The 22,712-nt window shown below is 40.3% G+C and carries 16 protein-coding genes and 2 tRNA genes; 6 read left to right on the forward strand and 12 right to left on the reverse strand.

Features of this window, described 5'->3' with window-relative positions; translation table 11 throughout:
- From thiI to PQO01_RS06140, 4 genes are all read right to left on the reverse strand, one after another.
- Window positions 1-1,302 carry a tRNA uracil 4-sulfurtransferase ThiI gene (thiI, locus tag PQO01_RS06125; RefSeq protein WP_274313153.1) on the reverse strand — a complete coding sequence of 434 codons (1,302 nt, stop codon included), beginning with the start codon at window positions 1,300-1,302 and terminating at the stop codon, window positions 1-3.
- Window positions 1,303-1,386: 84 nt separating this feature from the next.
- Window positions 1,387-3,330: an AI-2E family transporter gene (locus PQO01_RS06130; RefSeq protein ID WP_274313154.1), complete on the reverse strand. Its 1,944-nt coding sequence runs from the start codon at window positions 3,328-3,330 to the stop codon at window positions 1,387-1,389.
- Entirely contained in the window at window positions 3,327-4,214 is an 888-nt protein-coding gene (locus tag PQO01_RS06135; protein WP_274313155.1) for an MBL fold metallo-hydrolase, read from the reverse strand. The genes PQO01_RS06130 and PQO01_RS06135 overlap by 4 nt, the downstream gene beginning before the upstream one ends.
- On the reverse strand, window positions 4,215-4,604 hold the full coding sequence (locus PQO01_RS06140; protein ID WP_274313156.1) for an FHA domain-containing protein: 390 nt from the start codon (window positions 4,602-4,604) through the stop codon (window positions 4,215-4,217).
- A 218-nt stretch (window positions 4,605-4,822) separates the two neighbouring features.
- Here PQO01_RS06140 and PQO01_RS06145 point away from each other — a divergent pair, with 218 nt between their 5' ends.
- On the forward strand, window positions 4,823-6,172 hold the full coding sequence (locus PQO01_RS06145) for a TraB/GumN family protein (protein WP_274313157.1): 1,350 nt from the start codon (window positions 4,823-4,825) through the stop codon (window positions 6,170-6,172).
- On the opposite strand, the gene PQO01_RS06150 is transcribed toward PQO01_RS06145, so the two are convergent.
- The 5 genes from PQO01_RS06150 to hisH all read right to left on the reverse strand — a co-directional run bounded on the left by PQO01_RS06150 (window position 6,169) and on the right by hisH (window position 13,128).
- Entirely contained in the window at window positions 6,169-7,038 is an 870-nt protein-coding gene (locus PQO01_RS06150; RefSeq protein ID WP_274313158.1) for a hypothetical protein, read from the reverse strand. The two genes, PQO01_RS06145 and PQO01_RS06150, sit on opposite strands and share 4 nt — an antisense overlap.
- On the reverse strand, window positions 7,025-7,939 hold the full coding sequence (locus PQO01_RS06155; RefSeq protein WP_274313159.1) for a PDZ domain-containing protein: 915 nt from the start codon (window positions 7,937-7,939) through the stop codon (window positions 7,025-7,027). The genes PQO01_RS06150 and PQO01_RS06155 overlap by 14 nt, the downstream gene beginning before the upstream one ends.
- Window positions 7,936-11,658, reverse strand: coding sequence for a DNA polymerase III subunit alpha (gene dnaE, locus PQO01_RS06160; protein WP_274313160.1), 3,723 nt, complete (start codon window positions 11,656-11,658; stop codon window positions 7,936-7,938). Before dnaE ends, PQO01_RS06155 begins: the two co-directional genes overlap by 4 nt.
- Window positions 11,659-11,723: 65 nt before the next feature.
- Window positions 11,724-12,503, reverse strand: a complete 780-nt coding sequence (gene hisF / locus PQO01_RS06165; RefSeq protein ID WP_274313161.1) for an imidazole glycerol phosphate synthase subunit HisF — start codon at window positions 12,501-12,503, stop codon at window positions 11,724-11,726.
- Window positions 12,496-13,128, reverse strand: coding sequence for an imidazole glycerol phosphate synthase subunit HisH (gene hisH, locus PQO01_RS06170; protein ID WP_274313162.1), 633 nt, complete (start codon window positions 13,126-13,128; stop codon window positions 12,496-12,498). Before hisH ends, hisF begins: the two co-directional genes overlap by 8 nt.
- A 281-nt stretch (window positions 13,129-13,409) precedes the next feature.
- Between hisH and PQO01_RS06175 the strand changes: the two genes are divergently transcribed.
- The 3 genes from PQO01_RS06175 to PQO01_RS06185 all read left to right on the forward strand — a co-directional run bounded on the left by PQO01_RS06175 (window position 13,410) and on the right by PQO01_RS06185 (window position 19,552).
- Window positions 13,410-13,913 carry a YfiR family protein gene (locus PQO01_RS06175; protein WP_274313163.1) on the forward strand — a complete coding sequence of 168 codons (504 nt, stop codon included), beginning with the start codon at window positions 13,410-13,412 and terminating at the stop codon, window positions 13,911-13,913.
- Window positions 13,913-15,835, forward strand: coding sequence for an ATP-binding protein (locus PQO01_RS06180; RefSeq protein ID WP_274313164.1), 1,923 nt, complete (start codon window positions 13,913-13,915; stop codon window positions 15,833-15,835). The genes PQO01_RS06175 and PQO01_RS06180 overlap by 1 nt, the downstream gene beginning before the upstream one ends.
- 261 nt (window positions 15,836-16,096) lie before the next feature.
- A complete protein-coding gene (locus tag PQO01_RS06185; protein WP_274313165.1) occupies window positions 16,097-19,552 on the forward strand; it encodes a pyruvate carboxylase in 3,456 nt (1,151 codons plus the stop codon).
- Window positions 19,553-19,705: 153 nt separating this feature from the next.
- Here PQO01_RS06185 and miaB read toward each other — a convergent pair whose 3' ends face one another.
- From miaB to PQO01_RS06200, 3 genes are read right to left on the reverse strand one after another with little or no spacing between them, the layout of a single operon-like run.
- Window positions 19,706-21,064, reverse strand: coding sequence for a tRNA (N6-isopentenyl adenosine(37)-C2)-methylthiotransferase MiaB (gene miaB, locus PQO01_RS06190; RefSeq protein ID WP_274313166.1), 1,359 nt, complete (start codon window positions 21,062-21,064; stop codon window positions 19,706-19,708).
- A gap of 25 nt (window positions 21,065-21,089) precedes the next feature.
- Window positions 21,090-21,683, reverse strand: coding sequence for an OmpA family protein (locus tag PQO01_RS06195; RefSeq protein ID WP_274313167.1), 594 nt, complete (start codon window positions 21,681-21,683; stop codon window positions 21,090-21,092).
- A gap of 8 nt (window positions 21,684-21,691) precedes the next feature.
- Window positions 21,692-22,285: an OmpA family protein gene (locus tag PQO01_RS06200; RefSeq protein WP_274313168.1), complete on the reverse strand. Its 594-nt coding sequence runs from the start codon at window positions 22,283-22,285 to the stop codon at window positions 21,692-21,694.
- A gap of 165 nt (window positions 22,286-22,450) precedes the next feature.
- On the opposite strand from PQO01_RS06200, the gene PQO01_RS06205 reads away from it, so the two are divergent.
- Both PQO01_RS06205 and PQO01_RS06210 read left to right on the forward strand, forming a co-directional pair.
- Window positions 22,451-22,527: transfer RNA gene (locus tag PQO01_RS06205), tRNA-Arg, on the forward strand.
- An 11-nt stretch (window positions 22,528-22,538) separates the two neighbouring features.
- Window positions 22,539-22,612, forward strand: a tRNA-Arg gene (locus PQO01_RS06210).
- Window positions 22,613-22,712 lie beyond the last annotated feature (100 nt).

A 22,712-nucleotide genomic window follows, 5' to 3' on the forward strand; every position in this document is an offset into this window, starting at 1 on the left:
CTAATCAGTCCCAAACCATTCGTTTTTGTATTTTTTCTCATAAATATCAATGAGCTCAGGTACTGGTGTTTCTTCTAGTGTGTTGGTGTCAATGAGGCGTGTATGCTTTAGACAGTCGATGATAGCCTCGCTAGCCTCGTACCTGCGTTCTTGGTCTTCTAGGAGTCTAGGGTTACCGTTGGTTGCAGGTTTGCCTGGGGCAAAAGTCGTACAAGAATCGGCACATTGAATATTGGAGACCTCAAAAGTACCGGCTTTTTCGGCAATCGTAATAACTTCATTTTTATCCATGCAAACTAGGGGGCGTAGAACTAAGGTGTTTGTGGCGCGATTAATGGTATCCATATTGGCAAGAGTTTGTGATGCAACTTGACCAACGGCTTCTCCTGTTAAAAGTGCTTTGGTCTTTAGATGATCGGCAAGAACAGTTGAAACGCGCATCATAATTCTACGATAAAGAATGGTTCTAAAACGCTCTGAGCAATTATCGCGAATCATCTTTTGGGATTCGGCCATGTTACAGGCATAGAATTTTGCTGGATGGTCTTGGAATTTATCTAAGATGTTTTGTAGGTTTGCCACTTTATCAATTAATTCGGGTTGTGTGTAGGGGAAACTTTCAAAAGTGATAGAATTGACATGGCTACCACGTTGCATAGCTTTGAATGCGGCAACTGGGGAATCAATACCTCCTGATAAAAGACATAATACGGGGTCGCTAGAGCCTACTGGTAAACCACCTAAGCCTTTGTGGTCTTGGAAATGGACAAAGGCAATATCTGGGCGAACTTCAACGCCAATTGTTAAATGAGCTTTCTTGAGGTTGACTTTTAAGTCCTCATATTTGGGGAGGACTCGATCAGCAATGGCGATTTCCATTTCTTTAGAAGTATACGGAAATTTTTTCCAGCTGCGACGGCAACGAACACGACAAGTATAATCTTGCATAGGTAAGAGTTGGTTTTTACCGATCTGGTAAGCAGTGTCGAAATGTTTTTCTATGAGCTCAAAAATAGTGTCAGCATCAGGATCAGTGAAAATGCCTGGTGCATATGATTCGAGGCCAAAGGTTCTATCGAGTGCTTCTGTCGCAATTTTAATTTCTTTGGCGGAGAAAAAACTATTATCGCGTTTTTTGAGTGCAAAACGACCTTGGTCGCGATAGTAATTAAATTCACTTCTTTTGGTGAGTTGGCGAGAGATGTTATTCAGTAATTTTTGTTCAAATTGCCAACGATTTTTACCTTTAGTTCCAATTTCGTTGTAGCGAAGTAGGAAGCAGTTCACTGGAATGTCTGACATAGATAATATCCTTAAGGGTTCTTTAATTGCGCGGAATATAGTCGCATCTATTTAAAAGAACAGTAGGGAATTAGAGTCAATGAATTAGGTGGTAGGACTCGAGCTTTTAGAGAAATCTGGTGAGCTGTCTATGGAAGGGGAGGCGGAGTCTTTGTTAGAAAAGAAACTTTTATAAATTCTAGGAGATAGGTATTTGATAATAGAAGCTGCGGGTACACCGAAAATCGCGCCGCCAATTCCAGCTGTGATTCCCCCAAGTAAAACAACGATAATGGTTTCGAGTAAGGTTAAGCCCAAAGAAGCGCCTACGAGTTTGGGGTAGAGGAAAAAGCCTTCGAGTAGGGTGACAATTAAAAAGTATGCAAGAGCTAGACCTAAGTAAAACGCTGGGTCAGTGATACCGTTAAATAAGCATGTCCCAAAAGTTAAAGCAATGGCAATGATAGGGCCAAGGAAGGGGAGTAAGACCTGTAAACTAGAGATGATGGCAAGAGGGATTGCATAAGGGACACCCATGACACTAAAAATGATTAGGAATATGGGGAGTTCAATGAGAATGATGAACATACATCCACGAACCCAACGCTGCATTTTGTCGATAACGACATCTAGGATTGAAATAGCTTCTTGTTTAGTTTCTGAATTAAGACTTGGGGTCCAGGTACTATTAAATATGCCATCAATTATGTACTGGCCAGTGGATTGACCACCTGATACGAGTTGAAATAAAGCCATTTTCTTGAGGAAAAAGATGAAGAAGAAGAGGCCCATAAAAATATCTAAAACTATATTGATGAAAGTCCCTGCCATAACTTGAAGTGTCCCTAATAAGCCACCAGAAGCTTTGGTGATTTTGGCAGCAATGGCATTGAGGTTTTGCTTGTCTTCGAGAGCCAAGGATAATTGAGTCGTAAAAGCAGACAATATGGGAAATTCCTGAAGTTTAACTTCGAGTTCTTTGACTTCTTGACGGATCCAGTTTACATAAGTTTGAGATACTTGCGTGGTTTGACCATCTGTAGCTGTGTTAGAATCGGAGATTTCTCCTTCTAATGGAAGGGAAGTATTACTTGAGTTAGTTTGTTCAGTAAGCTCTCCTTCGTCTTGTTGCTCAATGGTCTTTTGGTCAATGTTTTTATCTTGTTGCTGGTGATGCTCTAAACGTTCTTGTTTAATGGTGACTATTTTTTTCTGGGTGTCCTTAAGGAAAGTGTAACTAGCCGTAGTAAAAAGAGATATAACTAAAATGAAACCCAAAAAAACAGAAGCAATAGTTAGGTTACAGGCGATGTTCATTTTCTTGTTTGCGCGTTTTTCTAAGATTTTACAATCATCTAAACTACGGCGCTGTGGTTTTAGCTCCATGATTCGTTGAACAGCTTTATTATTCATGAACTTTTTAAGGTAGAACTGCTGCAGAGGTAGGAAAAAATAAGCTAAAGCAACGCCAATGAGAACCGATTTAAGATAAATAGCTGTGATAATAAAAAGGATTGAAACGAGAAGGATAGCTAGTACACCGGCTAATGATAGGGCGCGTTTTTTCTTTTTGTCTTCACTTTCAAAAACTTCTTCTTCAATGGCTTTGTGTTTGTTTTTTGATATTTTTAAATGTTGAGCGAGCCGTTTGATGAATAACTTTTCTTCTTCTGGATACTCTCCTTCAGAATAGGCAATTTTAATGAATGACTTGAGTAAATTAGTCCTGTCTTGTGTAGAAAAAAGTAAGAGTGCTTTGCAAGTAATGTTCCAGTCAAGTTCATGTTCGCGAGTAATTTCTTGAGAGAATTTTTGTAAGGCAGCGTCGCCAAAACTTTCATGTAAGTAATTGCGGACGGATTTTATTTGGCTGAGGCGGCTTCTTTTTGATTGTTTCATCAATTCAGCGGCTAAAATAATGACTGAGTCAATCGCTTCGCTATGTTCTTTGTCACCTACAGAGTGAAAAGCTAGTGAATCAAAACTAGCTTCAATGGCATGAGTTAGTGGTGATGTAAATTTGTTGAGTAAGTCGTGTTTGTTTTTCATGATCTCAGTGGGATAGTGAGCCCTTCTCGTGCCCAGATGACCTGCATTGCTGGAGTTAATGATTCATATTGTTGCATGTACTTATGCGACAAGTCTTCTAAAATACTATCAGTATGCATTGGGTCATGGTGATATATAACTAAATTTTTTACACCAGCGGCGTAGGCAACTTTGTGTATTAAGCTTAATGAGGTGTGGCCCCAGCCGACTTTATCGAGGTATTCTTCATCAGTGTATTGGCCGTCGGCAATAAGGTAATCGACAGCTGAGATGAAGTTGAAGTAGCGTTGGCCCATTTTATTTTTTGGAGTTCCATCACTATTAAATTGTAAATCTAGTTCATTGTCTGTGGCGTAAACAAAAGTACGGTCTTTGTCTAAAATGGTTTTGAAAGCAGTTGAGCCTCCTGGGTGATCTTGGTCCGTTGAAGAAATTTTCACTCCATGAATATCGATAGCATGAAGATCAACATGAACATTTAAGTCCGCGTTTAATTGGGACATTGGCACGGGGAAATAGACGGAATTCATTTGCCCTGACAAAGTTTTTTCTAGCATTTCATCTTGGTTTTCAGATCCGTAGATATTAAGCTTAAATCGCGAGTCGTAGGCAGGTTGAAAAAAAGGTAGTCCTTGAATGTGATCCCAGTGTGTATGGCTGAGGAATATATTGAGTTCAATTGGCTCGCCATCATAATGATCCTCGACGAAGTCCATGAGCTCAACACCTAAGCCACGAATGCCTGTGCCAGCGTCAAAAATGTAGTATGCGTTATCATATTTTAAACAGATACAGGAAGTGTTGCCCCCATAACGCTCCGTAGATCGACCAGGAGTCGCAATGGAGCCGCGACAACCCCAAAAAGTAATAAAGGCGTTTTTCATTTAGGAAATAAGCTCTTCGCGTTCATAGTAAAAAATATGGGTTTCTCCAATTTCTATAACATCATTTGGGTGTAATACGCATTTTGCAATACTAATTCCATTCACGAATGTGCCATTGGTCGACTCTAGATCTTCAATTAGGTAGGAGTCATTGGAGAAAGAGATCTTAGAGTGGTGACGTGAGATATTGGGAAAAGAAAGTTGTATCGGATTGTCGCTAGTACGTCCGATAATGACATCTGTTTCTTGAAGTTTGTAAGTTTGAACTTGTTCGTTGACACGTTTGATATCAAGGAATGAGACGCGACGTTTTTTCATTCCACGCATGACACTAGATCGTGATATAGCTAAAGTCCGTACATCCCCTTCTAGATGGTTTACATCAGTCATTTATTATTCCAAGTTTATTGAATGGCTCTTTCGTTTAACTATACACAGGCACTGTTTTAAAATCAATAATATAGTTTGAAGCTCTTGTGAAAAATAGAGAAATATTGTGTCTCTAAAGCTTCAAAAGTTGATAAAGTAATAAGCAAAAATAATTTTTGTTGACTTATGCTTGAAAGAAAAAGCGTTTCCAGTGAGACAATAGAGCTTTTCGATTTAACTTGAAAAGAAAAAAATGTATAGCAAGGAAATGTAATTTAGTGGATAAAGAACAGAACGTAGAGCGCCTTAATTTTGGAGATCGAGAAGTTATTCTTATCGGTACGGCTCATGTATCGAAGGCGAGTGCGGAGCAGGTGATACGGGTTATTGAAGAAGAGCAGCCTGACGCGGTATGTGTAGAGTTGTGTGACGCACGCTACCAGAAGATCAAAGATCCTGATTCATGGAAAAATATGGATTTAGTGAAAATTCTTAAAGAGGGTAAATTAATACTCTTTATAATTAATTTGGTACTTGCTTCACATCAGAAAAAAATTGCTGAAAAAATGGGAATTAATCCAGGGCAAGAAATGTTGAATGCTATTACTTCAGCCGAAGAGTATGATATGAGTTTGGAATTAATTGATCGCGATGTGAAAATAACTCTAAATCGTACTTGGGGGCTGATGTCTTTAAGTAACAAGGCCAAGTTACTGGCTTCCATGTTAGGGACTCTGACGATTGTGGCGTGGAGTGCGTCCTTGGTGCTTTTTCTTGTTCATCAAATGAGTGATGTTTTTATAGGTTATGATAAAATTATAAATATCGTGACTGTTGCCCTGTTCCTCGTGCCCTTTTTTCTCCCTGAAAATGGAGCGAAAGAAGATGAGGTTACAGAGGAAAGTTTAGAGAAGCTAAAAGAACAAGATATGCTTGAGAATTTACTGGCTGAAATGGGAGACAATTTACCTGATGTTAAGAAACGTTTGATTGATGAACGTGACCTATATATGGTGAAAAAATTGCAAAATTGTGAAGCAAAAAAAATGGTTGCAGTTGTAGGGGCGGGGCACGTGCCTGGTATGCTTCGTCACTGGAATGATGAAATTGACTTAGCCTCTTTGGAAGAATTGCCTAAGCCTGGTCTCGTATCAAAGTTTTTCAAATATGCTTTTCCTGCGGCCTTAATTGCAGTGGGAGTTGCGGGGATGTTTTTTCTTGATTTAGATAAAATTAAAGATTTGATTGTCTCGTACATTTTGATTACAGGTGGAGGCGCTGCAATTGGTGCGGTAGCCGTGTTGAGTCATCCATGGTCAATTTTTCTTGCATTCATTTCAGCTCCTATCACTATATTGCATCCTGCTTTAGGTGTGGGAATGATAACAGGTGTGAGTGAGGCCGTAAAAAGAAAACCAACTGCAGGTGATTTTGAAAGCTTGCTGGATGATTTTGGCTCGGTAAAGGGCTGGATTAAAAACCGTGTAACTAGGGTCTTATTGACTTCAGTGGCAAGTTCAATCGGCGCGATTTTAGGTTTACTTTATTTTTGCCATAAGCATGATGTGACGGGCTTTTTTAAATCTTAGACGGCATTTGTACAAATAGCGATGAACTTGTCGTAGGCATCGGCTAGTTCATCTCTTATCGGATCGGCAATTTTCTTTAGACGATGTTGTTCACTGACATATTTTTCTCTTCCTGAAGTAGTATCAACAGGGATGGGTTCCATGTTAAACTCTCCTAAATCATATGGAGAAGCTTGCATATCTAAGTAGCGACATTGTATAGCAAGTTCAAAACAACGTAAAAGTAAGTCTCCTGACATGAAGGGGTAGAGTTTGTAGGCCCATTTGTAAAGATCCATATTTGCGTGTAGGCATCCACTTTGTTCATAAACTTCCTGGTTCTCGCGACTCAAAGGATGTTGGATTAGTGGAGATGCTTCCTCAGTAAAAAAGCGATAAGCATCAAAGTGAGTGCATTGACATGAAGTTTTTTCAACAAAATTATTTAATGTTTGGGAGGATACTCGTAAAGGGAGTTGTTCATGTCGTTTGGAGTCAGATTTATAAATCATACACCATTCATGTACACCATAGCAGTTGAAAACAGGGGTTTTGCTCTTTGTTTCTCGCAGTAAATGAGCGATCCATTTAAAGTTATTTAATCTCTGCCTCGGATATCGTTCAGGGTCGAGATGAAAGCTATTTTCTTTGGAGGTATAATATCCAAAAAGAAGTTCTCCATTATGCTTCCCCGAAAGCGAAACATCAGGCCCAGGACTCCAGAGTCGTAAACGATTTATTTTTAGGTTGTAGTAGGAGAATAGAAAATCTAGAGTGGGGTGTTTTTTGCCCAAGGCTTTATGTTCTCGCCACTCGCTAGTGAGTTGATCAACTTTATTTTGGTGGAGTTGAGCTTTTGACTGCCATTCAGACTCATTTATTAACACTGTTTTGATTCCGGTTCTTGATAATACTACGTGCAATTTGGGCGCAATCATTAGGTTTGATTGCATAACTTCCAGAAGGTGTTGCATGATCTAAGGTTATACCTGCAAATTTCCCATTGATTAGGCATATGGGCCCTCCGTACTGTCCTTCTTTTAAAGGGATGTCGTGTTGAAAAACCATTCTTTTGGGTAAGGAGTGGTATTGTTTCGATCTTTGAGGTTTATAGGTGGTTTTGAATATTTTTCCGCCGCGAATAACATCTAGCAAAACTTTTTCATTTATTCTTAAAGAGCGCATTTTCTCTAGAGTTTCTCTGCCGTTGTACATGAGAGTGTCGTTTATCGAGTGGATAATATCTCCAATCTTTAATCCGGCTTCTTCTTCAGGTGAGCCAGCTTTTACAAAGAGGATTTTTGGGCGTGCATCCAAAGGGAATCTTAGGGTTTGGTAAAAGTTACTTTGTATCGCTTCGTATGGGGCTAAAGAAACGATGCCAAAAGAGAAGGCTTCCTTTGAGTTTACAGACGTAAGTAGAGTTCCCGTGTTGATGGCTAATTTCCCATAACTCGGAGGGCTTAATTTAAAAGGGGAGCGAATGACCGTGATGTGACTTTTTGGATCAGTGCCAATAAGGTCAACGGGGTAGAGACCTCCTATTTCATCTTTGATTAGAGTTCCTTCTTCAAAATTTTTGAGGGAAGTAATTAAGTAGCCGTCTTTTGTGAAAGCAGATGCAAGGGCGATTTGTTTACCTTTGTGGTGGAGGCTATAAACTGCTTTTTGGATACTTAAAGTTTTAGAGCTTAGAACAGGTAGAGTGTCTTTGTCGTTTAATGGTTTAATTTCAGCAACGACTTGATTTATAAGGAAAGTAAAAAGAATTAAATAACGGAAAGTCATGAAGCTCTCACGGGGCGAAATTGTTTTCGGAGTTCGCCTTGGTAGGGGCTCGCTTTGATTTTTATAGAGCCTGTACCAAAAATATCATTTATCTGATTGATGAAGTCCCAAGTAGGTAAGAAGTTTTTGGTTTTTGAGGGTTCAAGCCAAACTTCTTTTTGGTCGGCAGTTAAGACTCGAATGTAAAGTCTATGAGTGGAACGGATTTCTTTGAAGAACTGGAGTAGTTTTCTTTTCTGGTCTTCTTGTAATAAAGTGTTTTGATTAAATGTGGCAAAGTCCTTTTGAATCAACAGGTTTTCGAGTTGTGACCTATTCGAATTCTGATGAAAAGTGTCTCTAAGGTATTTTTCGAACTTTGGAATCAAGTCTTTTTGGTTTTTGTGAACCATAGCCAAAGCTGTTTGAGTTAGAAGGCGTTGCTCGTAATCGTTGACGATTTCTATGTTCTCGGAACAAATTTCTTTAAAGCGCTCTTCTTTCTCCGGGTTTAAACTTTCTTCATTTAGAATAATTAAAGTCTGTTCAGTATGCGCCGATACCGATTCATTAATGGGGATGGCGTTACGCACCACTAATTGAGTTCGAGGTTCACGAGAAAATTCCGCCTCAATAAGAATAGTGGAGTTGTCTTTTAACGCTTCGCTATTTTGATCGTAATCCCAACAGATACATTCTATACCGTCGCTTAAATCCTCGGCATTAAATGAAGCAAAGGTTTTGCCCTTTTTAGTCTTGCGCAAATTTAAGTTGCTGATCATAACTCCTAGTCGAGCTACAGCACGACCTTCACTCTGATTTTTTAAGCCAGCAATTGAATTTGAACTGAATTTTTTTATGAGTTGTTTATGTTCGCCAACGGGATGGCCTGTAGCGTAAAAGCCGAGTAGATTCTTTTCCATATCAAGTTTGTAGCGCAAGTCCCACTCGGGCATGGAGTCGTCTGGAGATATGGTGTTGACTTCTTCGACTTCAGCAAAAAGACTCATTTGTCCCATAGCAAGGTCGTTGGCTTTTGAACTTGAGTGCTCAAGAGCACGATCAATGAATTTTGTTAGGGCGGAGCGCTTGTTGTTGAATTCATCCATGCCGCCAGAGGCAATGATTCCCTCGAGGACTTTACGGCTGACATTGGTATGTCCTACGCGTTCACAGAGATTCATGAAGTTTTCGTACTCGCCTTCCTCTCGTATTTTTACAATGGTTTCTGAAGCCGAGGTTCCCACGCCTTTTATGGCCCCTAATGCAAAGCGGATGGCACCATTCTCTACAGAGAAGCAGACTTTACTTTTATTGATGCTAGGAGGGAGGACTTTTAGTCCTAAATTTCGACATTCTTCGAGGAAAAAGCTTACTTTATCTGCATTGCCAAGTTCCGAAGTCATTACGGCTGCCATGAACTCGGCGGGGTAATGAGATTTTAAATAAGCGGTTTGGTAAGCAACCCAAGCGTAGCAAGTTGAGTGAGATTTGTTAAATGCGTATGATGCGAAAGCTTCCCATTTTTCCCAGGTTTCTTCGAGTTTTTTACGATCGTGACCATTGCTTTCGCCTTGGTCGAGGAATTTAGGTTTGAGTTGAGCTAAAAGGTCCATTTTCTTTTTGCCCATGGCTTTTCGAAGTGTATCCGCTTCACCTTTGGTGAAGTTGCCAAGTTTTTGGGATAAAAGCATCACTTGTTCTTGGTAAACTGTAATACCGTATGTTTCTTGAAGGTACTCATCCATTCCTTCGCAGTCGTATGTGATCTCTTCTCGTCCGTGTTTACGTTCAATGAATGAAGGGATATAGGCGATAGGACCAGGACGATAAAGGGCGTTCATCGCAATAAGGTCAGGGAAAACGGTAGGCTGGAGTTCTTTCATGTATTTCTGCATACCAGCAGATTCGTATTGGAAAACAGCGGTCGTTTTACCTTCTTGGAAAAGTTTGTAGGTTTTTCTATCGTCTATGGGGATAGCTTCAATATCAATTTCAATTCCATGGTTTTCTTTGATGAGGCCAAGGGTGTCCTTGATGAGTGTCAGAGTTCTTAAGCCAAGGAAGTCCATCTTTAGTAGACCTAAATCTTCACAAGGGCCCGCAGAGAACTGAGTTACAACTTCCCCATTGGCACCTGAAATGAGGGGGATGAGGTTAGTGAGTTCTTGATCGCCGATAATTACCCCACAGGCGTGAATACCCATATTTCGATTTAGGCCTTCCAAAGGCATGGCATTATCAATGATTTGTTTAACCCATTCTTCGCTATCGTTGAGCGCGATGAGTTCTTCGCTCTTTATTTTTGGATCAAATAAAGCTTTGTGTAGCGTTATTTTGAGGTCTTCGGGGATGAGCTTTGTTATTTGATCCGCTCGAGTATGTTCGTAACCAAGAGCACGAGTGACGTCTTTAATTACTGCTTTGGCTTTCATGGTGCCATAAGTGCCGATTTGAGCAACTTTTTCACTGCCGTATTTTTTTCTTACGTAATCAATAACTTCTGGTCTGCGACGTTCGCAAAAGTCAATATCAAAGTCCGGAGGAGAAATACGTTCTGGATTCAAGAAACGTTCGAAAAGTAAATTATATTCAATTGGGTCAATATTGGTGATCCCCGTCAGGTATGCGACAATGGAGCCGGCTCCGGAACCACGACCTGGACCAACGGGTATATCATTTGTCTTTGACCAATTAATGAAATCCCATACAACTAAAAAGTACGAGTCATAACCTGATCTATGGATAACGCCAAGCTCAAAGTCTGTACGCTCAATGATTTCTTTTTCGCGAGGGCTTTTTGGGTTCTGGTAATCGAGTGAATATCGTTCTTGAAGACCTTCAACACATATTTCTCTAAGGTATTCTTCCTGGCTGCGATTATCAGTCATTGGATAGACAGGGTAGTGTTCAGAAGTGTCGAATTCGACGTCACATTGAGCAGCAATTTTACGGGTGTTTTCTAATGCTTCAGGGACGTCAGAAAAAAGCTGTTCCATTTCTTCTGGGAGATGAAGATAATAATTCTTCTCAGGGTAGCGCAGTTTTTGGGGGTCATGAACAGTTTTTTCGCCTACGCAACAAACAATATCGTGGGGAATTGCCATGCTGGCTTCTGGGTAAAAAACAGTCTGCGATGCGACAAGTTCAATGTCGTTATCTTTAGCCAACTGTAGAATGGCGGGATATTTCGCATCATCCCCTTGTCGATTGTGTTTTTGGATTTCCAGATAGAAGTTTTCTTTTCCAAAGACATCGATATAAAAGTTAAGAGAGTTTTCGGGGCTAATGTTTTTGCTGATATCGGACGCAATGTCGCTATCGTGAAAAGGAGCAATGGCAATGACGCCCTCGGAGTGTTGGCGTAAAAAGGCGCGTTCAATACGAGGTTTAATGTGAAAACCTTCTAAGTGAGAATGTGCATTGATTTTACACAGGTTTTGATAGCCTAGATTGTTCTTGGCAATGAGTATTAAGCCATTGAATGAGCTCATGTTGCTAGGGTTTTGAGTCCTAGGATTGTTGAGGTATATAAAACAGCCTAAGATCGGTTTGATCTTAGCTTTCTTTAAGTCATTTGTGAAGGCAATAGAGCCACACATGTTGGCGAAGTCAGTCAAGGCTGCGGCTTCAAAACCACCTTCTTCTAATCTTTTAATAAGGGCAGGCATGGTACAGGCAGACTGCAACATACTGAAATCTGTATGAATATGAAGAGGGACGTAGGGGGCTTGGCTCATGACAAAAACTAATTCAACTCCTGGTTCGACTTAAGAATAGAGTAAGTTATGATTTTGCTTAGTATTTACCAATCCATTCGCACGGGAATATCTGCATTATTGAGGTCTTCTTTAATGCTCGAGCAAGAGTGTGTGCCGTAGTGAACCATACTGGCAACTAATGCGGCTTCCGCATGAGTTTTTGAGAGTACTTCAACGAGGTGAGAAGATTGTCCTGCTCCGCCACTAGCAATGACGGGGATTTGAACGCCATTTGAGATTAAACTTGTTAATTCCGTGTCGTAGCCTGATTTCATTCCATCAGCATCTATTGAGTTTAAGCAAATTTCGCCTGCACCGCGTTTTTGAGCTTCGATCGCCCAAGCAAGTGCGTCTTTGTCTGTTTCAGTTCGGCCACCATGAATCACAACTTGGTAACCGCTGGGGAACTCGGCTGACTTGTCGACTTTTTGGGCATCCATGCCGAGTACAATGCATTGTTTACCAAAGAGCTCTGCACCTTGGTTTATTATTTGCGGATCTCGCACAGCTAATGAGTTAACACTTACTTTTTCAGCTCCAGCTAAAAGTACGTCGCGCATGTCTTCGACATTGCGAATACCTCCGCCTACTGAGAAAGGGATGAAAACATTCTTTGCTACATCTCTAACCATATCGAGATCAATGGGGCGTTTTTCTGCTGAGGCAGTAATGTCGTAAAATACGAGTTCATCGACGCCATCGTTGACGTATTGACAGGCCATTTCTACGGGGTCTCCGATGTCGACATTGCCTTTGAACTTAATGCCTTTGGTTACTTTTTTGTTACGTACATCGAGGCAGACTATTAGGCGTTTGTTAAGCATTGTAAGTTCCATCCCATGTTGAAAAGTTTTTGAGGAGTTGTAGGCCGTGGCGTCCGCTCTTTTCAGGGTGGAATTGAGTTGCTACAAGATTGTTTTTACTTATGGCACAGGTGAAGTTAATTGACCCATATTGAGTGGTGGCCATTTCCATTTCTGACACCTCAGGACAAGGGTAGAATGAGTGTACAAAATAAAAATTTGAGGCTTCGTCAATATCTTTAAAAATGGGGTGTTGTTTTGTGAAGTTGACTTGATTCCACCCCATGTGTGGGACGGATTTTTTTTCATCCTCGGGGAAATTAAAGTGTACGACTTTGCCAGGAATTAATCCTAGGCATTCGGTGCCATTATCTTCTTCAGAGAAATCAAAGATGATTTGTGTTCCAAGGCAGATGCCTAAAAATGGTTTTCCTGAAGATATGAAATCTGCGATGGATTTCTCTAAGCCTTTTTCCTTAAGTACTTTGACTGCTGATGCGGCCGCTCCAACTCCAGGGAAGATGACTCTTTCTGCGTTGAGGATTTCTTCTGGATTTGAACTGATAGTCCAGGGGACATTTATACTTTCAAGTGCTAGGCAAACAGAGCGTAAATTACCTGCGCCGTAGTCGATAACAGTGATCATAAATTTTCCTTGTGAATTTTTTGCTAATATGTGCCCACGTGAAAATATGTCATTAGCAATTTGCCGATAATTAGTCTAAAAGAGCTTTTAGACAGCTTTTTATATACTTTTATTTACTTTCCTTTCATTTTTTTTCTCTTAATGTGTTGACCCATAGTGTATTTTTTGTTTAAATTAATAATGTCAACAATCGAAAAAGGTATTATTCCCGTTTTGTGACGGGGAATGGAATTATGGTAGGATTGTCTAAAATATTACGAATAGGATTTTTGTTTCTGTTAGTGCTACAATTTAGTAGTGCTTGGGGCCAAGAGCTTGAGCCGCGAAAAGAGAGTGAGGTTAAGGCCGCCTATTTGTTTACCTTCCTGAAGTATTTAGAGTTCGGGGAGGATCGTACGGGGCCTATCATAATCACAGTTGTAGGCAAGGAGCCTTTCTCAGGAGCATTAGATAAATATGCTGGTAGAGAGATTAAGGGACGAAAAGTGAAAATTATCTACCTAGATCATAACTCAACTGAAATCAAGACTGCAAATAAATGTGACCTCCTGTATATCGATGATAGTGCCATTCTTCTACAGAAAAAATTGTTGCAGATGTATAATCCATATCGACCGTTAACCATAGCTGATAATGAATGGTTTTTAGAATCAGGAGGGATGATCAACCTAGTAGCTGTCTCTAGGAAAATTCGCTGGGAAGTGAATCACAAGGTCATTAAAGATAGCGAAATTCCTTTGTCGTCGAAAGTTCTGCGCTTGGCAGTTAATAAAGAGAAGAAGTGATGTTTAATAAAAGTTTACAGGCACGCTTTTTTATAGTCATCACCATGATTGTCTTTTTGGCAACGGTTGTTTCTGTGGCACTTATTACTTTGAATGGTTATCAATATAGAAAAAGTAGCTTAGAAAAGCAGACTTATATTCTCGCAGGTATAATGGGTGAAAATGCGAGTGCTGCGATTGAATTTGGGAATCAGGCTGATGCGACCACAATACTCAATTCTTTAGGCGAGGTTCCTTCCATAGATTCTATTGCTATTTATGTGAATGGTGAAAAATTCGCCCATTATGCCGCTACGGTAAAAATGATTCCTGAGTTCAAGCAATTAGATCTGCCTGGGGAGTTTACTTACAGAGATAATAAACTTTATGTTCAGAGAGATGTGGTTTACGCTGAAGAGGTGTTAGGCAAAATTCTTATAGTGGACAACTTGGGTAGTTTGATGGTTCCTTTTTATAAAAGTTTAAACTTTGTGATTACCGTCTTAATAATTGTCTTGTTGCTTTCGAGTTTTATTAGTTTTAAAATTTTGAAGAAACTAATTTCTCCATTGATTCATTTGTCTGATACAGCCCGTAAAGTATCACAGTACCACACCTATAATATAAGGGCAGAATATAAGGGTAAGGATGAGATTGGGGATTTGACCTCTTCTTTTAATGAAATGTTGACTGAGATTCAGGCACGTGAAGATACCATAAATCGTGAGAGACATAATGCCGAGCAACGTGCGGTGGAAGCTGAAGAGGCTAATAAAAGAGCAAAAATTGAATTTGATCAGAGGTTAGTTGCTGAGTCCGCAAATAAAATGAAGAGTGAGTTTTTGGCAAATGTGAGTCATGAGATAAGGACACCCATGAATGCTATTCTGGGTTTTAGTGAACTGTTAGAAAAAGAGAATATTGACAAGAAATCTATGGAGTATGTAGAGGCTATTAATAGTAGTGGTCGATCTTTGTTGCATTTGATTAACGATATTTTGGATTTATCAAAAGTTGAAGCAGGGAAATTGGAATTAACTTATACTAAGGTCGATTTACGATCTTTAATCAATGAGTTTCATGCAGTCTTCTCAAGAGATTTTGCCAAAAAAGATCTAGAGCTCTTATTGGAAATAGATGATGTGGTACCGGATTTAGTTTCTTTAGATGAAGTTCGTATCCGTCAGATCTTATTTAATCTTATAGGTAATGCGGTTAAATTTACAGATCATGGTTACGTAAAAGTCGAATTGAAAGCTGACTTGAGGAGAAATGGGATTGTTGATCTTGATTTCATTGTTTCAGATACTGGTGTAGGTATAGGAGAGGAAGCTAATCGTAGGATTTTTGGAGCTTTTAATCAAGCGTCTGCTGAGATTAGTAAAGAGTATGGTGGAACTGGCTTAGGTTTGAGTATTTGTAAAGAGCTTTCTCAATTGATGGGTGGATCGATTAATTTGGAATCCGAGCAGGGTAAAGGTTCCTCTTTTACTGTGAGTCTTAAATCTGTGAAAGTCGAATTGAATACCAAGCTTGAGCTGAGTCCTGAAAAGTCAGAGAATAAATATAAGTTTGAGAAATCAAAAATTTTGATTGTTGATGATACGCTTCTCAATAGGATTCTCCTTAAAGAATTCTTAAAGGAATTTCCGTTTGAGTTGGAGGAGGCTGAGAATGGGCAGTTAGCTTTGGATGCTCTGGAGAGTTTTGACGCTGATTTGATTTTGATGGATATGAAAATGCCCGTGATGGATGGTAGACAAGCGACAGAGCGTATGAAATCTAATCCCAAATTGAAAGCTAAGCCTGTGGTGGCTGTAACAGCGTCTGCAATGAAAGCTAGTGAAGATGAATTGAGTAAGTTATGTGATGACTTCTTAAGAAAGCCATTTAAAATGGATGATCTTTTAAGTTTATTGCTGAAGTACTTAAAGCATTCATAAATCGAAATCCCCGCCATTTATAGTTGTTTACTTAGGGATTTAGAATATTCCAGATGTGAAATAGCGAAATTCTTTTCGTTTTTGTAATTTTAACAGTTTTATTTTTCGAAATCCGATCAGTTTTGCTTACTTTTGGTGGGGATTTTAAATAAAAACCCCGTTTTTTAGTCTCTTTGCAGCTTTTGGGTTCTTAATTTTTTTGATTTTGGATCTTGTGGTGCTTTAGTACACACAAAATAAAACAAAAACTGGAGTTTCCTCTTGAAAATTAAGAAATTTAAAAAGCTTTTAGTGGCGAATAGAAGTGAAATTGCTATTCGTGTATTTCGTGCGGCTACAGAATTAGGTATTCGTACTGTTGCTATTTACTCACATGAAGACCGTTTTGCTCTGCACAGATTTAAAGCAGATGAGGCTTATCAAGTTGGTACGCCTGGGGAACCAGTAAAAGCCTATTTAGATATTGAAGGTATTATTGCTTTAGCTGTAGAGAAAGAAGTGGATGCTATTCACCCTGGTTACGGCTTCTTATCAGAGAATGCGGAGTTCGCCAAAGCTTGTGCAAAAGCAGGCATTGCTTTTATAGGCCCAGCAGTCAGCTTACTTGAAGGTCTTGGAGACAAGATGGAAGCTAAGAAAGTAGCTAAAAAAGCTGAAGTGCCTATCTTGAGTGGTGGCTTAGAGCCATTGAGAGATATTAAAGCCGCAAGAGCAGTTGCAGACGACTTGGGTTTCCCGGTGATCGTAAAGGCTGCTCATGGTGGTGGTGGCCGTGGTATGCGCGTAGTCAATAGCGCTGATGAGTTGCAGCAGAAATTAGAAGAAGCGCAGCGTGAGTCTTTGACGGCATTTGGATCTGATGAGTGTTTTATTGAGAAGTTTATTGTTAAAGCAAAGCATATTGAAGTGCAGATTTTGGGTGACTTACACGGTAATCTCGTGCATTTATATGACCGTGACTGTTCACTTCAGCGTCGTCACCAAAAGATTATTGAAGTGGCGCCTTCAGTTGGTTTATCAGATGAATTAAGAGAAGATATTTGTCAGGCAGCCGTTAAAATTTGTAAATCAGTGGATTATCAGAATGCTGGTACAGTGGAATTTTTACTCGACACGGACACCAATAAATTTTTCTTTATAGAGATTAACCCACGTATCCAAGTGGAGCATACTGTTACTGAGACAGTCACAGGTCTAGATATTGTTAAGCGTCAGATTTTAGTTGCACAGGGTCACCCATTAGATTCTTCTGAAATTGGTATTACTGAACAAAGTGATATAAAAGTTCATGCCTATGCTTTCCAGTGCCGTATTACAACTGAAGATCCAGCCAACAATTTTATTCCTGACTATGGTAAAATTGAACACTACCGTTCTTCGGGTGGTATGGGTATTCGTCTAGATGCGGGGACGGCTTTTTCCGGGGCATTAGTAACTCCTTATTACGATTCGATGTTGGTGAAAGTTACATCGGCGGGTTCCTCATTCGAAGATGCTGTACAGCGTATGAACCGTGCTTTACAGGAATTTCGAATTCGTGGCGTTAAAACAAATATTCCTTTTGTAACCAACTTGGTGAATGAACCTGATTTTGTAGCTGGTAAATGCACTACTCGTTTTATTGATGAAAAGCCTGAGTTATTCCACTTTCCTAAAAAGCGCGACCGTGCAACTAAGTTGTTAAGGTTCTTAGGTGAAGTGTCAGTAAATGGTAATCCACTTCTGAAAGGAAAGGATCAGCCTAAGGAAATCGTTCGTCGTGTAGCTCCAATCCCTACAATGGATTTATCTAAGGAGCGTCCGGAAGGCACAAGAGATCGTTTATTAAAATTAGGTCCAGAGGCATTCACACAAGAGATCTTGAAAGAGAAAAAGCTTTTCATTACTGATACTACTATGCGTGACGCTCACCAATCCTTATTTGCGACGCGTATGAGAACTCATGATATGCTCAATGTTGCGGAGCGTTATTCTCGTGAGCATAGTGACTTATTTTCAATGGAAATGTGGGGTGGAGCAACCTTTGATACTTCAATGCGTTTCTTAAAGGAATCTCCTTGGGATCGTTTAAGAAAGTTGCGTAAAGCTTGTCCAAATATTCTATTCCAGATGCTTTTTCGTGGCTCAAACGGTGTTGGTTATACTAACTATCCAGATAATGTGGTTCGTGAATTTATCCAACGATGTGCTGCAGAAGGTATGGATGTATTCAGGATTTTTGACTCACTCAACTGGGTAGAGAATATGAAAGTGGCTATTGAGGAAACTCTCAAGACGGGAGCTATCTGTGAAGCTACAGTTTGTTACACGGGTGACATTTTAGATGTTAAACGTACCAAATATACTCTTGAATACTATGTAAAAATGGCTAAAGAGCTCGAGTCCTTGGGCGCACATATGATTGCACTTAAAGACATGGCAGGTCTATTGAAGCCTTATGCTGCTTCAGAACTTATTTCTGCTTTAAAAGCCGAAGTGAATATTCCGATTCATTTGCATACACATGATACGAGTTCGGGTCAGCTTGCGACTTTAGTCAAAGCTGCAGAAGCTGGTGTGGATGTGGTCGACTGTGCTTTTGGTCCACTTTCTGGTTTAACCTCACAAGCGAACTTAAATACTCTTGTCGAAATGATGAGATACACAGATCGCGAGACTGGCATGGAGTACGAACCATTAGAACGTACTGCTGAATATTGGGGTGTTGTTCGTCAGTACTACTCTGCCTTTGAGACTTCACAGCGTTATGGCGCGGCAGATGTTTACCGTCATGAAATGCCAGGTGGACAATACACGAATTTATTCCAGCAAGCAGCGAGTTTAGGCTTAGCGGAGCGCTGGTTTGAAGTTTGTGATCGCTACCGTCAAGTTAACGAAGCTTTTGGAGATATCGTAAAAGTAACTCCATCTTCTAAAGTAGTGGGTGATATGGCTTTAATGCTTGTGGCTAATAACCTGCAGGCAAGTGACCTTACTGTAGGAGATAAAGATGTGGCATTCCCGCAATCAGTTGTAGATATGATGCAGGGATGGTTAGGTCAGCCTGAAGGTGGTTTCCCGACTGATATCCGCGAAAAAGTTTTAAAAGGCAAAGAGCACTTTACTGACCGTCCAGGTCTTCATAAGGATGCGATGGATTTAGCAGAAGTCCGCGCTGAAGTTGAAAAGAAATTAGAGCGTAAAATTACTGATTGTGAACTGATGGCTTACGTCATGTATCCAGATGTATTTGTTGACTTTGCCAACCATAAGCGTGTTTATGGCGAAGTTATGAATATCCCGACACCAGTTTATTTCTATGGTTTGCCTATGCACGAAGAAGTTCAAATTGAGCTCGATGAAGGTAAGACACTCTTTATTAAATTGGTGGCAATTGGTGCTGAAAATCAAGATGGCGAATGCACAGTCTATTTTGAACTTAATGGTCAGCCAAGATCTATTAATATTATCACTGAAAGTGCAGCGGCGAATTCTACAGCCCGTCGCCAAGCTGAGCTTGGTAATGAGGATCAGGTTGGAGCCCCAATGCCAGGTTTACTTGTAAACGTTCATGTTAAAGTTGGAGATGAGATTCGTAAGAATACTCCTATAGCTGTAATGGAAGCGATGAAAATGGAAACAACTATCATGGCTGAACGCGATGGTGTGATTGCTGAAGTTTTAGTTGTTGCTGGCGATAACGTTAAAGCTAAGGACTTACTCGTAGTTTATAAGTAAAATCACGAGCTAAAAGTTACGGCTCTTTATACATAAGCTTCACTTATTAAAGTGGGGCTTTTTTGTGGGTAGCTAATAAGATTTGCGATAATAGCAAGGCAAAAAAAAGGTCCCTTCATTTCTGAAAGAACCTTTTAAGAAGTGGTGAGTTAATTAAGCTCTACTTGTGTGTTCAAGGTAAGAGCCGTATAGGGCATGTTGCGTAGCGCGATCAATTTTTATATTGACAAGGTCGCCGACTTTTACATCGTCTTGAGGATCGAAAATCACAATTTTATAATTAGTGGTTCTACCAGTCCATTTTTCATCGTTGCGTTTACTGACGCCTTCAACCATAATTTCTTCGATGGTCCCAACACGCGCTTCGTTTTTCTTAGTTAGCCTTTCTTCGAGGTCTTTAAGTAAAATTTGATTACGCTCAATTTTGGTTTCTTCATCTAATTGGTTTGGCATTTGTGCTGCAGGAGTATTTTTTCGAGTCGAATAACGGAAGATGAATTGTTGATCAAAATCAATTTCATTACAGATATCACGAGTGGCTTTGAAGTCTTCGTCTGTTTCTCCAGGGAAGCCTACAATTAGGTCAGTCGTAAAGGTAATCCCTTCAACTCTTTCTTTCATTTTATTGATCCATGAGAGAAATTCGGCAGCGGTATGACGGCGGCGCATAACTTTCAGTAGGCGATCTGAACCAGATTGTAATGGAAAATGAATGGCACGGCAGATTTTTGGTTCTGCTGCAATAGTATCAATAAGATCATCATTGAAGTAGCGTGCGTGTGGTGAGGTGAAACGGATTCTTTTGATGCCGTCGATTTTTGCAGTTTCGCGTAATAGGGCAGCAAATGGTGAGACTTCTTTGTTGAAAGTGCGATCACGTCTAGCTTCAATTAAACCATAGGCAGTGATATTTTGGCCGAGGTACATGATTTCTCTTACGCCTTTGTCTGCAAGAGCTTTTACTTCGGCAATGATAGAAGCAATAGTGCGGCTCTTTTCTTGGCCTCGAGTGAAAGGAACAATGCAGTAAGTGCAATATTCATTACAGCCGCGCATGATAGCAACGGATGCATTCATTTGGCCTTCGGGGTGGTTGTCGAGGCGCTCCATGATATCTCTAGATAATCCCGTTTCGATGAGGGCTTCTTCGCTAGATTTAGATTTTTGAATGAGCTCGGGAATTTTGTGTAGTTGGTCAGTGCCTGCTACGAAATTAACATGCGCATTTTTGTCGACTATATCATCTGCACGGCTTTGGGCCATGCAACCAATGACGCCCACTTGGAGGTTTGGTTTTTTGCGACGGAGTTTCTTGAGGTTTCCAACTTTACCAAGGGCTTTGCGTTCAGCTTGGTCGCGAACAGAGCAGGTGTTTAAAATAATTACGTCGGCTTCGCTTTCTTCGGCAGTGATTTCGAATCCACTTTTTACGAGATCCATTTCAACGGCTTCGGAATCACGGTCATTCATTTGACAACCGTAAGTTTTGATAAGAACTTTTTCTTTTGACATGTGTGTGTTGAGCTTGTGGGGTTACTTATTTAGAGACGGCAATAATTTCGAATTGTGCTCTTCTGTTTTTGGCATGATCTGTGATGGAATCGCCTAGACTTGCAGGCTGTTCTTCACCCATACCAATAGTGTGGACCTTTGCTTTAATATCATAAAATGATAGAACTGTTTCTTTTACTGCAAGGGCTCTTTTTTCACTTAAGATTCTGTTGTATTGCTCTGATCCTTTTTCGTCGGTGTGACCTGAGATGACGAGGTGAAAGTCTTTGTTGTCAGCAATATATTTTGCTAAGATTTTTAAGGGTCTAAGATTACTTTTTTCAATGGAGGCAGAATTGAAAGAGAAGTAAACAGGGGAGAAATCGTGATGGATCTTCTCGCCATCTAAATCAAAAGGGTTTTTGCCTCCTTTGCTGAACGATCCATCACTAATGTTTGTTGAGGGATTGAGTTCAGGAGATTTGTCATCTGGAGAGAAAACTTTACTTGTGGGGTCCGCTTCAGTAGCTTGGACTGCTTGATTACTATCTTGAGAGCCGGTTTTGCCGTCATCAGTTGATTGACATGCAGTCATCATCAAGATGATGGCAATTGAGAATCCAAAATGTAAAGTTTTCATCTGCATGTTTATTGAGCTTCGTAAACTTCGAATTCAGCGCGGCGGTTTTTAGCGTAGGACTGGCTGTCTGCACCGATAACTGCAGGTTTCTCTTCGCCATAGGCAACTGTTTCGATACGCATCTCTAAATCTGGAGAAGCACTAAGAAGTGATTCTTTTACTGAGAGGGCACGCTTTTCAGAAAGTGTGCGGTTGTATTCGTCGCTTCCGCGTTCATCGCAATGACCGCCAATTACAAGAGTGAAACTAGGGTTAGCAGTAAGGAATTCTGCGATTGCTTGGATTTTTGCGTCTTCAGCACTGCGTACTGCGGCACTATCAAAAGCGAAGTATACGGGTTCAATGTCGTGTGCAACAGGTGTGCCGTGGATGTTTGCTGTTAGTACAGAGCCGATTTCGCCTTCATTGACAAACTCGCCTTGATTGTCATCAGGGAATCCGCCAAAGTTTTCTTCACCTTCTCCAGGTATGGGGGCGCCACCTCTTGGGATGTTGATGCCTGGTTCACGAGTTTGTGAACGAGTATAGGTGTTATCATCACTTGCACAGCTAGCGAGAAGAGCGAGAAGAGAGGAGTAAGTGAGGTACTTAAAAAATTTCATGGACAGCCTTGTTTGAATGAGGATTATATTATAAAGATGGGAGAATATAGGAGGTCAAGACAAAAAATCTCCCAGGATTTTTAATTGATTTGAAAAAATCGTATTTTTTTTAATGAACTGTCTTGATAAAAGGCAAATACTTTTTATACTGATGGCGCTTAACAGGCACCCATAGCTCAGCTGGATAGAGCGTCTGGCTACGAACCAGAAGGTCTCAAGTTCGAATCTTGATGGGTGTACCACAAAGCAAAATGCACCCATAGCTCAGCTGGATAGAGCGTCTGGCTACGAACCAGAAGGTCTCAAGTTCGAATCTTGATGGGTGTACTTGAGGGCTTATTCCTTAACCGGATGAGCCCTTTTTTTATTTAGTAATAGGCGTGCTGATTTTTGACTTATGATCTTGGCACATTAGTTTGGTAAAGAG

The sequence above is a fragment of the Lentisphaera marina genome, assembly GCF_028745505.1.
Classification (GTDB): Bacteria; Verrucomicrobiota; Lentisphaeria; order Lentisphaerales; family Lentisphaeraceae; genus Lentisphaera; species Lentisphaera marina.

Coding starts and splice junctions, on each gene's coding strand:
- thiI (WP_274313153.1), bottom strand. CDS start 1,302: ATGTCAGACATTCCAGTGAACTGCTTCCTACTTCGCTACAACGAAATT.
- PQO01_RS06130 (WP_274313154.1), bottom strand. CDS start 3,330: ATGAAAAACAAACACGACTTACTCAACAAATTTACATCACCACTAACT.
- PQO01_RS06135 (WP_274313155.1), bottom strand. CDS start 4,214: ATGAAAAACGCCTTTATTACTTTTTGGGGTTGTCGCGGCTCCATTGCG.
- PQO01_RS06140 (WP_274313156.1), bottom strand. CDS start 4,604: ATGACTGATGTAAACCATCTAGAAGGGGATGTACGGACTTTAGCTATA.
- PQO01_RS06155 (WP_274313159.1), bottom strand. CDS start 7,939: ATGACTTTCCGTTATTTAATTCTTTTTACTTTCCTTATAAATCAAGTC.
- dnaE (WP_274313160.1), bottom strand. CDS start 11,658: ATGAGCCAAGCCCCCTACGTCCCTCTTCATATTCATACAGATTTCAGT.
- hisF (WP_274313161.1), bottom strand. CDS start 12,503: ATGCTTAACAAACGCCTAATAGTCTGCCTCGATGTACGTAACAAAAAA.
- hisH (WP_274313162.1), bottom strand. CDS start 13,128: ATGATCACTGTTATCGACTACGGCGCAGGTAATTTACGCTCTGTTTGC.
- PQO01_RS06180 (WP_274313164.1), top strand. CDS start 13,913: ATGTTTAATAAAAGTTTACAGGCACGCTTTTTTATAGTCATCACCATG.
- miaB (WP_274313166.1), bottom strand. CDS start 21,064: ATGTCAAAAGAAAAAGTTCTTATCAAAACTTACGGTTGTCAAATGAAT.
- PQO01_RS06195 (WP_274313167.1), bottom strand. CDS start 21,683: ATGAAAACTTTACATTTTGGATTCTCAATTGCCATCATCTTGATGATG.
- PQO01_RS06200 (WP_274313168.1), bottom strand. CDS start 22,285: ATGAAATTTTTTAAGTACCTCACTTACTCCTCTCTTCTCGCTCTTCTC.